13 protein-coding genes are annotated in these 13021 nt (G+C 69.1%); all 13 read right to left on the reverse strand.

Annotation, left to right across the window (positions count from 1 at the left end; all coding sequences use genetic code 11):
• Positions 1–9: 9 nt before the first annotated feature.
• The 13 genes from nuoK to ASG73_RS14790 all read right to left on the reverse strand — a co-directional run bounded on the left by nuoK (position 10) and on the right by ASG73_RS14790 (position 13007).
• Positions 10–309: an NADH-quinone oxidoreductase subunit NuoK gene (gene nuoK, locus ASG73_RS14730; RefSeq protein ID WP_055996858.1), complete on the reverse strand. Its 300-nt coding sequence runs from the start codon at positions 307–309 to the stop codon at positions 10–12.
• Positions 306–1073 carry an NADH-quinone oxidoreductase subunit J gene (locus tag ASG73_RS14735; RefSeq protein ID WP_055996861.1) on the reverse strand — a complete coding sequence of 256 codons (768 nt, stop codon included), beginning with the start codon at positions 1071–1073 and terminating at the stop codon, positions 306–308. The genes nuoK and ASG73_RS14735 overlap by 4 nt, the downstream gene beginning before the upstream one ends.
• Positions 1070–1699: an NADH-quinone oxidoreductase subunit NuoI gene (gene nuoI, locus ASG73_RS14740; RefSeq protein ID WP_055996863.1), complete on the reverse strand. Its 630-nt coding sequence runs from the start codon at positions 1697–1699 to the stop codon at positions 1070–1072. The genes ASG73_RS14735 and nuoI overlap by 4 nt, the downstream gene beginning before the upstream one ends.
• Positions 1692–3086 carry an NADH-quinone oxidoreductase subunit NuoH gene (gene nuoH, locus ASG73_RS14745; protein WP_055996866.1) on the reverse strand — a complete coding sequence of 465 codons (1395 nt, stop codon included), beginning with the start codon at positions 3084–3086 and terminating at the stop codon, positions 1692–1694. Before nuoH ends, nuoI begins: the two co-directional genes overlap by 8 nt.
• Entirely contained in the window at positions 3083–5461 is a 2379-nt protein-coding gene (locus tag ASG73_RS14750; protein WP_055996869.1) for an NADH-quinone oxidoreductase subunit G, read from the reverse strand. Before ASG73_RS14750 ends, nuoH begins: the two co-directional genes overlap by 4 nt.
• On the reverse strand, positions 5458–6723 hold the full coding sequence (gene nuoF, locus ASG73_RS14755) for an NADH-quinone oxidoreductase subunit NuoF (RefSeq protein WP_055997610.1): 1266 nt from the start codon (positions 6721–6723) through the stop codon (positions 5458–5460). The genes ASG73_RS14750 and nuoF overlap by 4 nt, the downstream gene beginning before the upstream one ends.
• Positions 6724–6776: 53 nt before the next feature.
• A complete protein-coding gene (nuoE, locus tag ASG73_RS14760; protein WP_055996872.1) occupies positions 6777–7658 on the reverse strand; it encodes an NADH-quinone oxidoreductase subunit NuoE in 882 nt (293 codons plus the stop codon).
• A complete protein-coding gene (locus tag ASG73_RS14765) occupies positions 7658–9013 on the reverse strand; it encodes an NADH-quinone oxidoreductase subunit D (protein WP_055996875.1) in 1356 nt (451 codons plus the stop codon). The genes nuoE and ASG73_RS14765 overlap by 1 nt, the downstream gene beginning before the upstream one ends.
• A complete protein-coding gene (locus tag ASG73_RS14770) occupies positions 9013–9843 on the reverse strand; it encodes an NADH-quinone oxidoreductase subunit C (protein ID WP_082567282.1) in 831 nt (276 codons plus the stop codon). Before ASG73_RS14770 ends, ASG73_RS14765 begins: the two co-directional genes overlap by 1 nt.
• Positions 9840–10427 carry a NuoB/complex I 20 kDa subunit family protein gene (locus tag ASG73_RS14775; RefSeq protein WP_055996878.1) on the reverse strand — a complete coding sequence of 196 codons (588 nt, stop codon included), beginning with the start codon at positions 10425–10427 and terminating at the stop codon, positions 9840–9842. The genes ASG73_RS14770 and ASG73_RS14775 overlap by 4 nt, the downstream gene beginning before the upstream one ends.
• Before the next feature lie 16 nt (positions 10428–10443).
• Positions 10444–10806, reverse strand: coding sequence for an NADH-quinone oxidoreductase subunit A (locus tag ASG73_RS14780; protein ID WP_055996881.1), 363 nt, complete (start codon positions 10804–10806; stop codon positions 10444–10446).
• A gap of 78 nt (positions 10807–10884) precedes the next feature.
• Positions 10885–12195: a geranylgeranyl reductase family protein gene (locus tag ASG73_RS14785; RefSeq protein WP_082567283.1), complete on the reverse strand. Its 1311-nt coding sequence runs from the start codon at positions 12193–12195 to the stop codon at positions 10885–10887.
• Between the two features lie 119 nt (positions 12196–12314).
• Positions 12315–13007 carry a demethylmenaquinone methyltransferase gene (locus ASG73_RS14790; RefSeq protein WP_055996884.1) on the reverse strand — a complete coding sequence of 231 codons (693 nt, stop codon included), beginning with the start codon at positions 13005–13007 and terminating at the stop codon, positions 12315–12317.
• Between the last annotated feature and the right edge of the window lie 14 nt (positions 13008–13021).

Consider the following 13021-nt stretch of genomic DNA (forward strand, 5'->3'; position numbering starts at 1 on the left):
GGTGGCTCCTTACAGCTTCAGGAGGTTGGCGTCGTCGACCGAGGCCGAGCGGCGGGCACGGAAGACGGCCATGATGATGGCCAGTCCGACGACGACCTCGGCGGCAGCGACGACCATGACGAACATGGCGATCACCTGCCCCTCGATCGATCCGTGCATGCGGGCGAAGGTCACGAAGGCGAGCGAGGCAGCGTTCAGCATGAGCTCCACACCCATGAAGACGACGATCGCGTTGCGGCGGAGCAGGACGGTGGCGCTGCCGATCGTGAAGAGGATGATCGCGAGGTAGATGTAGTTCATCGGGCTCATCGCTCCAGGCCCCCTTCGGTCGTGGTCTCGGCGTCCTCGAGCTGCGTGTACCGGGTCGGGGTGGTGACCTGGTCACGGGCCACGAGGACTCGGTTGAGGGAGAGCTCGGAGACGCTGCCGTCGGGCAGGAGCGCCGGGGTGTCGACCGCGTTGTGCCGGGCGTAGACGCCGGGGACGGGCAGGCCGGCGAGGTTCTTGCCGTCCCGGAAGCGCTTGGCCATCCACTCCTTCTGCGTCGGCTTGGCGATGATCCGCTCGCGGTGGGCGAAGACCATGGCGCCGAGCGCTGCGACCGTCAGCAGGGCGGCAGTGACCTCGAAGAGCCAGACGTACTTGCCGAAGGCGAGGTAGGCGATCGCCTCGACATTGCCGGGGTCGGCATTGACCTCCGCCAGTGACGGGTCACCGGTGTAGCTGACCTTGCCGATGGCGCCGAAGAGCAAGACGATCGCAGCGAGCGAGAGCAGCACGGTCAGCAGTCGCTGACCCTTGAGCGGCTCGACGAGCGAGGAGGAGTGGTCGACGCCGACGAGCATGACGACGAAGAGGAAGAGCATCATCACGGCGCCGGTGTAGACGAAGATGTGCACGACACCGAGGAAGTCCGCCTCCTGCAGGAGGTAGAAGACACCGAGGATGATCATCGTCAGCACCATGCCGATGGCCGCGTGCACCGCCTTGCGGGCGAAGAGCAGGGCCAGCGCGCCCGGGACGGCGATGCAGCTGAGGACCCAGAAGACTGCGGCCTCTCCGGTGCCCGTCATCGGACCTCCTCCGTGGTGTCCGTCGGTGCGGCCTCGTCGCTCTTCGCCGCAGCGTGCTGGTCGACCCACTCGCGCTGGGCGTCGGTGGCCGTGGCGACCTTGCCCTGGTAGTAGTCGCGCTCCTGCATGCCCTCGACCATCGGGTGGGGCGCCGGGAGCATCCCCTCCTGCATCGGGGCGAGCAGCTGCTCCTTGGTGAAGATCAGGTCGGCGCGGTTGTTGTCCGCCAGCTCGTAGTCGTTGGTCATCGTCAGCGCTCGCGTCGGGCAGGCCTCGATGCACAGCCCGCAGAAGATGCAGCGCAGGTAGTTGATCTGGTAGATGTGCCCGTATCGCTCGCCGGGGCTGAAGCGCAGGCCGCGCTCGTCGTCGTTGTCGCCGCCCTGCACGAGGATCGCGTCGGCCGGGCAGGCCCACGCGCACAGCTCGCAGCCGATGCACTTCTCCAGCCCGTCGGGGTGACGGTTGAGCTGGTGCCGACCGTGGAAGCGTGGCTGGGTGGGCCACTTGACCTCGGGGTACTCCTGGGTGGCGACCTTGCGAAACATCGTCGCGAAGGTCACGCCGAACCCGGCTACGGGGGCGAAGAGGTCCGAGAAGAACCCTCCCTGGGAATCGTCAGCCACGGTGCTGCTCCTCCTCACGGGTCGGCGCTGCCGCCCCGGTGGTCGCGGGCTTGGTGTCGATCGCGGTGGCGCCACGGCTCTCGACGAGACGCTGTCCGGGCATCGGCGGGACGGGGTACCCCTCGGCCCATGGGTCGATCTCGTCGGGCACGATCGATTCCTCTTCCTGGGCATGGGCCCTGGCCTCGACCTTGCTCTCCCAGATCCAGGTGGACCCCAGGACGAGGACGGCGAGGACCGCGACGATGATCAGCGAGGAGACGGGGAAGTTCAGGCCGAAGATCCCGACGGTGCCGTCGCCGAAGAAGCCGGCGTCGGCGCCACGGATGAAGGCCACCGCGATGACCCACGCCACGGTGACGGGGATGAGGAACTTCCAGCCGAAACGCATGAACTGGTCGTACCGGGTGCGCGGCAGCGTGCCGCGCAGCCAGACGAAGAAGTACATGAACATCCACAGCTTGACCGAGAACCACAGCAGGCCCCACCAGCCGGTGTTGAGCATGCCGTCGCCGATCGCGGCGATGCCGGGAGGTGCCTGCCAGCCGCCGAGGAAGAGCGTCGTGGCCAGCGCGGAGACGGTGAACATGTTGATGTACTCGCCGAGGAAGAACATGGCGAAGCGCATGCCGGAGTACTCGGTGAAGTAGCCACCGACGATCTCGCCCTCGCCCTCGGCGAGGTCGAAGGGCAGGCGGTTGGTCTCGCCGACCATCGTGATGACGTAGATGACGAAGGAGACGCAGGCCGGGATGATGTACCAGAGGTCGGCCTGGGCCGCGACGATCTCGCTCGTGCTCATCGAGCCCGAGTACATGAAGACCGCGACCAGGGCCAGGCCCATCGCGATCTCGTAGGAGATCAGCTGGGCGGTGGCGCGCAGACCACCGAGCAGCGGGTAGGTGGAGCCGGCCGACCAACCGCCCAGGACGATGCCGTAGGCGGCGACACCGGCGACCGCGAGGACGAGAAGGGCGGCGACCGGCAGGTCGGTCAGCTGCAGCGGCGTGTGGTGACCGAACATCCAGACCATCCCGCCGAGCGGCATGATCGAGAAGGCGACGAAGGCCATCGAGGCGAAGATCACCGGCGCGATCGTGAAGATCAGCGCGTCGGCCCCCTTCGGGCGCACGTCCTCCTTGAGCATCGACTTCATGCCGTCGGCGAGGGTCTGCAGCAGACCGAAGGGTCCGGTGCGGTTGGGCCCGGGCCGCTGCTGCATCCGGCCGATGACGCGGCGCTCGAACCAGATGACGAGCAGCACGGACACGAGCAGGTAGACGAAGAGGAAGAGCGCCTTGACCAGCGAGAGCCACAGCGGGGTGTCGCTGAAGTCAGCTGCCACCGGCTTGTCCGCAGCGGCGATCAGGAGTGACAGACCGGTCATGCCGCACCACCCTTCGTGACGGAGACGATGGCTCCGGCTCGGCCAGCGAGGCTGCGCAGATCGCAGCTGCTCGAGTTGGTCGGCAACCACACGACGTGGTCGACCATGTCCTGGATGACGACGGGGACGGTCACCCGCACGTCATCGCCCAGGACGGTGACGAGGTCACCCTCGGCGAGTCCGAAGGCCAGGGCGGTCGCCGGGGAGACGTGGGCGCGCGGCGCCTTGGCCGTCCCCGCGAGGAAGGGCTCGCCCTCCTGCATCGTCGCCTCGTCGAGCATGAGGCGCCAGGTGGCCAGGACCAGCTCACCGGTCCCGGGCTCGGGCACCGGGGCGCGCCGCACGCGCGGCGGGTAGCCCTTGGCGGCCGGGGGCGTGGTGGCCTCCAGCGAGCTGCGGGCCTCGGCGGCGGTGCGGGTCCCGAGGAACTCGCCCATCTCGTCGGCCAGCATGTGCAGCACCCGGTGGTCGGGCAGCGCATTGGTCGACAGGGCAGCCTCGAAGGGCCGCACGCGACCCTCCCAGTTGACGAAGGCACCTGCGCGTTCGGCGTGCGGGGCGACGGGGAGCACGACGTCGGCGTGCTCGGTGACGCTGCTGGGCCGGATCTCGAGGGAGACGACGAAGGAGCGCTCGAAGGCTTCGCTCGCTCCGGGGAGGCCGAGGTCGTGCGCGTCCACGCCACCGACGACGAGGGCACCGAGCTGGCCGGAGGCCGCGCCGGCAACGATGCCGGCAGTGTCGAGAGCACCCTCGCCGGGCAGACAGCCGGCCTCGACGGCACCGCGCTCCCCTGCACGACGCGGGATCCAGGCCAGACGTGCCCCGGTCGCCCGCGCGAGCTCGGCGGCGGCGGGCAGTGCGCCGGGCACGGTCGCCAGTCGCTCGCCGACGAGGATGATCGGCCGCTCGCCGCGCAGGGCGGCGTGGGCGGTGGTGATCGGGTCAGTGTCCGAGCCGGGCCCGACCTCGCCGGTGAGCGCGGTCAGCACCTCGGTCTCGGTGCCGGGCGCGGACGGGATGAGCGTGCCGCCCAGCTTGTCGAGGCCACGGGTGGCCAGCGGGGCGATCGAGTGGATCGTCGTCTTGGCCTCGCGGTAGGCCTTGCGCAGTCGCAGGAAGAGGATCGGGCTCTCCTCCTCCGGCTCCAGGCCGACGAGCAGGACCGAGCCGGCTGCGCCGATCTCGTCGTAGGTCACGCCGGTCTCCGGCGTGGTCCCCGCGACGTGGCGCAGCAGGAAGTCGCGCTCGTCCGCGGAGTGCGGGCGGGCGCGGTGGTCGACGTGCTCCGTGCGCAGCACCGAGCGGGCGAAGGTGGCGTAGGCGTACGCGTCCTCGACGCTCACCCGCCCGCCGACGAGCACGCCGTGGCCCCGCGCGGCACGCAGACCCTCGGCGGCGGCGGTCAGCGCCTCCTGCCAGGAGACGACCCGCAGCTCTCCGCCGACATCGCGGACCATCGGGAACTCGAAGCGGTCACCGAGACTGGCGTGGTTGAAGGCCCAGCGACCCTTGTCGCAGTTCCACTCCTCGTTGACCTGCGGGTCGTTGCCGGCCATCCGGCGCAGGACGGTGCCGCGGCGGTGGTCGGTACGGATCGCGCAGCCGTCGGCGCAGTGCTCGCAGACGTCGGGGGTGGAGACGAGGTCGAAGGGGCGAGAGCGGAAGCGGTAGGCGGCACCGGTCAGCGCGCCGACCGGGCAGATCTGCACGGTGTTGCCCGAGAAGTAGGACTCGAAGGGCTGGTCCTCGTAGATGCCGACCTGCTGGAGGGCGCCTCGCTCGACGAGCGCGATGAAGGGGTCGCCGGCGATCTGGTCGGAGAAGCGGGTGCAGCGTGCGCAGAGCACGCACCGGTCACGGTCGAGCAGGACCTGCGAGGAGATGTTGATCGGCTTGGGGTAGGTGCGCTTGATGTCGTCGAAGCGCGAGGTGGCCCGGCCGTGGCTCATCGACTGGTTCTGCAGGGGGCACTCGCCGCCCTTGTCGCAGACCGGGCAGTCGAGCGGGTGGTTGATGAGGAGCATCTCCATGATGCCCTGCTGCGCCTTGTCGGCGACCGGCGAGGAGTGCTGCGTGCGCACCTGCATGCCTTCGCTGACCGTCATGGTGCAGCTGGCCTGCGGCTTGGGCATCGGCTTGACATTGCCCTCGCGGTCGGGCGTCGCCACCTCGACGAGGCACTGGCGGCAGGCGCCGACGGGCTCCAGGAGCGGGTGGTCGCAGAAGCGCGGGATCTCGATCCCCGCCTCCTCCGCGGCCCGGATGACCAGGGTGTTCTTGGGGACCGAGACGGCGATGCCGTCGATGGTCACGCCGATGAGGTCGGGCTTGACCTCGTTCGACGCCGGGTTCTTGTCGCTCGTGACGCTCATGCGGTCACCATCGTGTTCTGCTCCTTGGCGAAGAGCGTCGAGGCGGCGGGCGGGAAGAGCTCAGCGGCCGGGGTGTGGCACCCGGCCTCGAACTCCTCACGGAAGTACTTCACGGCAGAGGTGATCGGGCTGGTGGCACCGTCACCGAGGGCGCAGAAGGCCCGTCCGAGGATGTTGTCGCAGATGTCGACGAGCTTGTCGATGTCCTCGGGGGTCCCCTGACCGTGCTCGATCCGCTGCAGGATCTGCGCGAGCCACCACGTGCCCTCACGGCACGGGGTGCACTTGCCGCAGGACTCGTGCATGTAGAAGTCGGTCCAGCGGCTCACGGCGCGCACGACCGAGACGGTGTCGTCGAAGATCTGCAGCGCACGCGTGCCGAGCATCGAGCCGTTGGCAGCGACGGACTCGAAGTCCAGGGGCACGTCGAGGTGCTGGTCGGTGAACATCGGCGTCGACGAGCCACCGGGGGTCCAGAACTTCAGCGGGTGACCCGGGTCGCGCATGCCACCGGCCATGTCGAGCAGCTCGCGCAGCGTGATGCCGAGCGGCGCCTCGTACTGGCCGGGGTGCTTCACGTGCCCGGAGAGGGAGAAGATGCCGAAGCCCTGCGACTTCTCGGTCCCCATGTCGGAGAACCACTCGGCACCCTGCTTGATGATCGCGGGGACCGACGCGATGGACTCGACGTTGTTGACGACCGTCGGGCGGGCGTACAGACCAGCGACGGCGGGGAAGGGGGGCTTGAGACGAGGCTGGCCCCGGCGACCCTCGAGGGAGTCCAGCAGAGCCGTCTCCTCGCCGCAGATGTAGGCACCCGCGCCGGCGTGGACGGTCACGTCCAGGTCGAAGCCCGTCCCGAGGATGTCCTTGCCGAGGTAGCCGGCCGCGTAGGCCTCCTCGACCGCGCGCATGACGCGCCGGTAGACGTGGACGACCTCACCGCGCAGGTAGATGAAGGCGTGGTTGCAGCCGATCGCGAAGGAGGTGATCGCGATGCCCTCGATGAGGAAGTGCGGTGCCGCCATGAGCAGCGGGATGTCCTTGCAGGTGCCCGGCTCGGACTCGTCCGCGTTGACGACGAGGTAGCGCGGCCCGCCGTCCGGCGGAGGCAGGAAGCCCCACTTCATGCCGGTGGGGAACCCGGCGCCACCACGGCCGCGCAGGCCGGAGTCCTTGGTCGCCTGGATGAGGTCGGCCGGGTCGCTCTGCATCGCCTGACGAAGGGCGGTGTAGCCCTCGTTGTCCTCGTAGGTGGCCATGGTCCAGGACTGTGGGTGGTCCCAGAACTTCGTGAGGATCGGGGTCAACGTGGTCACTTGTCGTCCTCCTTCGCCTGCTCCTGGGCGTCCTGCCCACCGGGCCGCTCGTCGGGCTCGTTGGCCGGGGTGTCGACCGAGGTCCGCTGACCTGCGGCCAGCCCGCCGCCGGGTCCGTCCGCGGTCGCGGACGGCTGGGCGTCGACGGAGGCGGCCGACTCCTCGCCGGGAGCGGTCCACCCTTCGCGCTTGGCCAGCTCCACCCCGCGAAGGGAGGCGGGTCCGGCACCGATGCCCTCGTCGGCGAGGCCGTCGGTGAAGCCGGCGAGCACGCGCGAGACCTCCTTGAAGCTGCACACCCGGCTCGGGCCGCGGGTCGGGGCCACGGGGGCTCCGGAGCGCAGGTCGTCGACCAGCTGCACGGTCGAGTCCGGGGTCTGGTTGTCGAAGAACTCCCAGTTGGTCATGACGACCGGGGCGTAGTCGCACGCGGCATTGCACTCGACGCGCTCGAGGGTGATCTTGCCGTCCTCGGTCGTCTCGTCGTGACCGATGCCCAGGTGCTCGCTGACGGTCTCCCAGATCTGGTCGCCGCCCATGATCGCGCACAGCGTGTTGGTGCAGACACCCACGGTGTACTCGCCGTTGGGGTGGCGCTTGTACTGGGTGTAGAAGGTCGCGACGCCCGAGACCTCGGCCGTCGTCAGGTCGAGGGTGCGGGCGCAGAAGTCGATGCCGCGGCCGGTGATGTACCCGTCCAGGCTCTGCACGAGGTGCAGCAGCGGCAGCAGCGCCGAGCGCGGCTGCGGGTAGCGGGCGATGACCTGCTCGGCCTCGAGCGAGAGCTGCTCGAGCACGTCGGTGGGGTATGGCTCCTTGCTCTCCGAGGGCACGTGCAGGTGCCCCGAGGCGGTCTGCCTTCCAAAGTTCACGGACATCAGCGGTCCACTCCTCCCATCACCGGGTCGATGGAGGCCACGGCGACGATGACGTCGGCGAGCATGCCCCCTTCGCACATGGCCGCGACGGCCTGCAGGTTGTTGAAGCTCGGGTCCCGGAAGTGGGCCCGGTAGGGGCGCGTGCCACCGTCGGCGACGACGTGGCAGCCCAGCTCGCCCTTGGGCGACTCGATCGCCACGTAGGCCTGGCCGGGCGGAACCCGGAAGCCTTCGGTGACGAGCTTGAAGTGGTGGATCAGGGACTCCATCGAGGTGCCCATGATCTCGCGGATGTGGTCGAGGCTGTTGCCCTGGCCGTCCCCGCCGACGGCGAGCTTGGCCGGCCAGGCGATGCGCTTGTCCGCGACCATCGTCTCGCCGGGGTTGCGCTGCAGCTCGTCGATGACCTGCTCGATGATCTTCAGGCTCTCGCGCATCTCCTCGATGCGGATGACCAGCCGGTCATAGGCGTCGGCCCCCGTGCGGGTGATGACGTCGAAGTCGTACTTCTCGTAGCCGCAGTAGGGCGACAGCTTGCGCAGGTCGTGCGGCAGGCCCGTCGAGCGCAGGACCGGGCCGGTGATGCCCAGCGCCGTGCAGCCGGTGAGGGACAGGACGCCGACGTTCTTGGTGCGGCCCTTGAGGATGGGGTTCTCGAGCAGCAGCTTGTCGAGCTCGAGGATGCCCTTGCGCACCTGGGGGATCATCTCGCGGATCTTGTCGATCGCGCCGTGCGGCAGGTCCTGGGCCACGCCGCCGGGGCGGACGTAGGCGTTGTTCATCCGCAGGCCGGTGATGTTCTCGATGACGGACAGGATGCGCTCGCGCTCGCGGAAGCCGATCGTCATGATCGTCGTCGCGCCCATCTCCATGCCGCCGGTGCCGAGGCAGATCAGGTGGCTGGAGACGCGGGTCAGCTCCATCATGAGCACCCGGATCGCGCTGGCGCGCTCGGGGATGTCCGCGGTGATGCCCAGGACCTTCTCGATGGCCAGGCAGTAGGCCGTCTCCTGGAACATCGGGGTCAGGTAGTCCATCCGGGTGCAGAAGGTGACCCCCTGCGTCCAGGTCCGGAACTCCATGTTCTTCTCGATGCCGGTGTGCAGGTACCCGATGCCCGCGCGGGCCTCGGTGACCGTCTCGCCGTCGAGCTCGAGGATCAGTCGGAGCACGCCGTGCGTCGAGGGGTGCTGCGGACCCATGTTGAGGACGATGCGCTCCTCGGGGTTCATCCCGAGCTCGCCCATCTCCTGGTCCCAGTCACCGCCCTGGACGTTGACGACATGACCCTCGGCGAGGTCGTCGGCCCCGGGGGTGGAGTGCACCCCGGCCGTGTGCGTGTGCGTGCGAGCCATCAGTTGTACGACCTCCGCTGGTCGGGCGGCGGGACGGTGCCGCCCTTGTACTCCACCGGGATGCCACCCAGCGGATAGTCCTTGCGCTGCGGGTGCCCGGCCCAGTCGTCGGGCATGAGGATGCGCGTCAACGACGGGTGACCGTCGAAGATGACCCCGAACATGTCCCAGGTCTCGCGCTCGTGCCAGTCCGCGGCCGGGTAGGTCGCGACGACACTCGGGATGTGGGGGTCGCTGTCGGGGGCCGTGACCTCGACCCGCAGCCGGCGACCACCGTGGGTGATGGACAGCAGGTGGTACGCCACGTGCAGCTCGGCGCCCTCCTGCTGCGGGAAGTGCACGCCGGAGACGGACATGCACATCTCGAAGCGCAGGTCCGGTCGGTCGCGCAGCGCGCGCATGACGACGGGCAGGTCCTCGCGGCGCACGTGCAGCGTCAGCTCGTCGGCGTGGACGACGACCCGCTCGAGCAGGTCACCGCCGGTGGCCTCGGCCAGTCGGTCGACGACCTCGTCGTACCACCCGCCGTAGGGCCGCGGCGTGGCACCGGGGAAGGCGATCGACCGCTTGAGCCCGCCGTAGCCGGAGGTGTCCTGCCCCTCGCGCACGCCGAACATGCCCCGACGCTCCTCGCGCACGACGGGCGCGTTCTCGGGGTCGACCTCGGCGGCCGGCTCCCCCTCGACATTGGAGTACTCGACCGGGCGGTTGCCACCGGTCAGGCCCTGCGTGGACGGGAAGCCCTTGTTGGCCGTGCCGGCGAGGCCGGGTCCCTGCGGGTGCACACCCTCGGGGGTGGGGACGGCGATGTCCTTGGAGTCGTCGGTCATGCCAGGAGGTTCCTTCCGAGCAGGCCCTCGTGATCGTGCGTGGGGGGCTGCAGCTCCGTCGGTGTGGCGCCCAGCGCGGCCTTCTCGGCGGCGCGGGCGGCGGCGACCCGGTTGACGCCCAGGGGCGTGCTCTGGATCTGCTCGTGCAGGGTGATGATCGCGTTGAGGAGCATCTCCGGCCGTGGCGGGCAGCCGGGCAGGTAGATGTCGACCGGGATGATGTGGTCGACGCCCTGGACGATCGCGTAGTTGTTGAACATGCCGCCGGAGCTGGCGCACACACCCATGGAGATGACCCACTTGGGGTTGGCCATCTGGTCGTAGACCTGGCGCACGACGGGCGCCATCTTGTTGCTCACCCGACCGGCGACGATCATCAGGTCGGCCTGGCGCGGCGTGGCAGCGAAGCGCTCCATGCCGAAGCGCGCGATGTCGTAGTGCGGCGTGCCGACGGCCATCATCTCGATGGCGCAGCAGGCCAGACCGAAGGTGGCCGGCCAGATCGACGACTTGCGCATGTAGCCCGCAAGATTCTCGACCGTGGTGAGTGCGATGCCCGAAGGCAGCTTTTCCTCGATACCCATGTCAGATCCGTCCTCGTCAGTCCCACTCGAACCCACCGCGACGCCAGACATAGGCATCAGCGATGAAGAACGCGTTGAACAGGAAAAGCACCACGGCACCGAGCGTGAAGGCCCCGAGCTCGTCGAAGGCGACGGCGAAGGGGTAGAGGAAGAGCGCCTCGATGTCGAAGATGATGAACAGCATCGCGGTCAGGTAGTACTTGACCGAGAAGCGGCCGCCCTCAGCGGCCTGCGGCGTCGGCTGGATGCCGCACTCGTAGGCCTGGGCCTTTGCCGCGTTGTAGCGGGCCGGGCCCACGACCAGGCTCGTCCCGACGGAGACGAGCGCGAAGCCGAGGCCGAGCGCGAAGAGGATGAGCAGCGGGATGTACGGGTTCATCGCTGCGCCTCGCTTTCTTGTGTGTGATGCACGCCATGCCCGATCCTAGGGGTGACCTGAGGCGCGTCGACGCCGGGCTCATGCATTGGGCGCCACCCGGGTCATGAGCTGGACGAGACGGTCGTCGAGACCGCCCCCCTTCTCCTCCGGCAGGTTGGCCATGAGCTTGAGCATGAACTTCATCAGGGTCTGCCGCGGCAGCCCGTACTTCGTCGCCAGGCGCATGATCTCCGGCTTGCCGATGAGCTTGGCGAACTGGGCACCGAGGGTGAAGTAGCCGCCGTGCATGTCCTTCATCCGCGCGATGTAGGAGACGAGCACGCGCTCGCGGTCGGCGGCGGTGGGTCGGGCGAGGGCCTGGACGATCGTCTCGGCGGCGGCGTGGCCGGCCTCGAGGGCGTAGTCGATGCCCTCGCCGTTGAAGGGGTTGACCATGCCACCGGAGTCACCCACGAGCATGAGCCCGTCGGCGTAGAGCGGCTGGCGGTTGAAGGCCATGGGCAGCGCAGCTGCGGTGATCTCGCCGGTGATCGTGCCCTCGTTGATGCCCCACTCGGACGGCATCGTCTCGACCCAGCGACGCATGACGTCCTTGTAGTCGGTCCGACCGAAGGCCTCAGACGTGTTGAGCACCCCGAGCCCGATGTTGGAGCGGCCGTCGCCCAGACCGAAGAGCCAGCCGTAACCCGGCATGAGGATGCGCCCCCCGTCGGGCGTCGGGGACCACAGCTCGAGGTGGCTCTCGAGGTACTCGTCGTCGTGGCGGGGGGTCTCGTAGTAGGCGCGCACGGCCACGGCCATCGGCCGGTCCTCGCGCTTCTCGCGGCCCATCTTCACCGACAGTCGGGAGGAGACGCCGTCAGCGGCGACGACGACGGGCGCTCGGTAGCTCTCGCGCTCCCCCGTGGCGCGCCCGCGCTCGTCGACGACCTTGGCGACGACGCCGACGATGCGGCCGTCCTCGTCACGGATCGGCTCGGAGACATTGCGTCCCTCGAGGAGCTCGGCCCCGCAGGAGGCCGCGTGCCGGGCGAGGACCTCGTCGAGGTCCTCGCGGGCCCGGACCATGCCGTAGCCGGGGAAGGAGGTGACATCGGGCCAGTCCAGCTGCAGCCGCATGCCGCCGCCGATGATGCGCAGGCCCTTGTTGTGGGCCCACCCGTCGGTCTCTGACAGGGGGATGCCGAGGTTGATCAGCTGACGCACCGCACGCGGGGTCAGGCCGTCACCGCAGATCTTGTCCCGGGGGAAGCGCGACTTCTCCAGCAGGACGACGTCCTTGCCGGCCTTCGCCAACCACGCAGCGGTGGCGCTGCCACCGGGGCCGGCTCCGACGACGATGACGTCGACACTGCGGTCGCCGTCGGCCGCAGGCAGTGAACTGGTCACGAAAGGGTTCCTCAGCTGCTTGTGAAGTATTTCACGATCGGCCGGAAGCCTACTCGCTGGACACAACCTCGGTCACACAGGTTGGCCTAACTTGTGCCCCAGCCGAGGCGAAAGGGCGGCTAGGCCTTGGTGGCCCGGTGCATCGCCACGACCCCGCCGGTCAGGTTGTTCCACTCGACATCGCCCCACCCGGCCCCGGCCACCATCTGGGCCAGCGGCTCCTGCGCCGGCCAGGACTGGATCGACTCGGCGAGGTAGACGTAGGAGTCCGGGTTGGAGCTGAGGCGGCGAGCCACCGGCGGGAATGCCGCCATGAGGTACTCGGAGTAGACGGTGCGGAAGACCTTGTTGACCGGCTGGCTGAACTCGCAGATGAGCAGCCGACCGCCGGGGCGGGTCACCCGCAGGAACTCGCGCAGCGCCACCTCCGGCTCGACGACATTGCGGAAGCCGAAGGACATCGTCACCACGTCGAAGGACTCGTCGGCGAAGGGCAGCCGCGTCGCGTCGGCTGCGGTGAAGTGCAGCTCGGGGCTCTGCTTGAGGCCCTGGCGCAGCATCCCGAGGGAGAAGTCGGCCGAGGCAACCTCGGCGCCCGCACGGCGCAGGGGGATGGAGGAGGAGCCGGGGCCGGCGGCGATGTCGAGGATGCGCTCGCCCGGCCGGGGGGCGATGGCGCGCAGCACGGCCCGACGCCACAGCCGCGTCTGACCCAGGGACATCACGTCATTCATCAGGTCGTACTTCGCGGCGGTCTCGTCGAACATCGCGGCGACGTCCTTGGGGTCCTTCTGCAGGGTGGCGCGACTCATGTGCTCATCTTCGC

Source organism: Janibacter sp. Soil728 (genome assembly GCF_001428305.1).
Taxonomy (GTDB): Bacteria; Actinomycetota; Actinomycetes; order Actinomycetales; family Dermatophilaceae; genus Janibacter.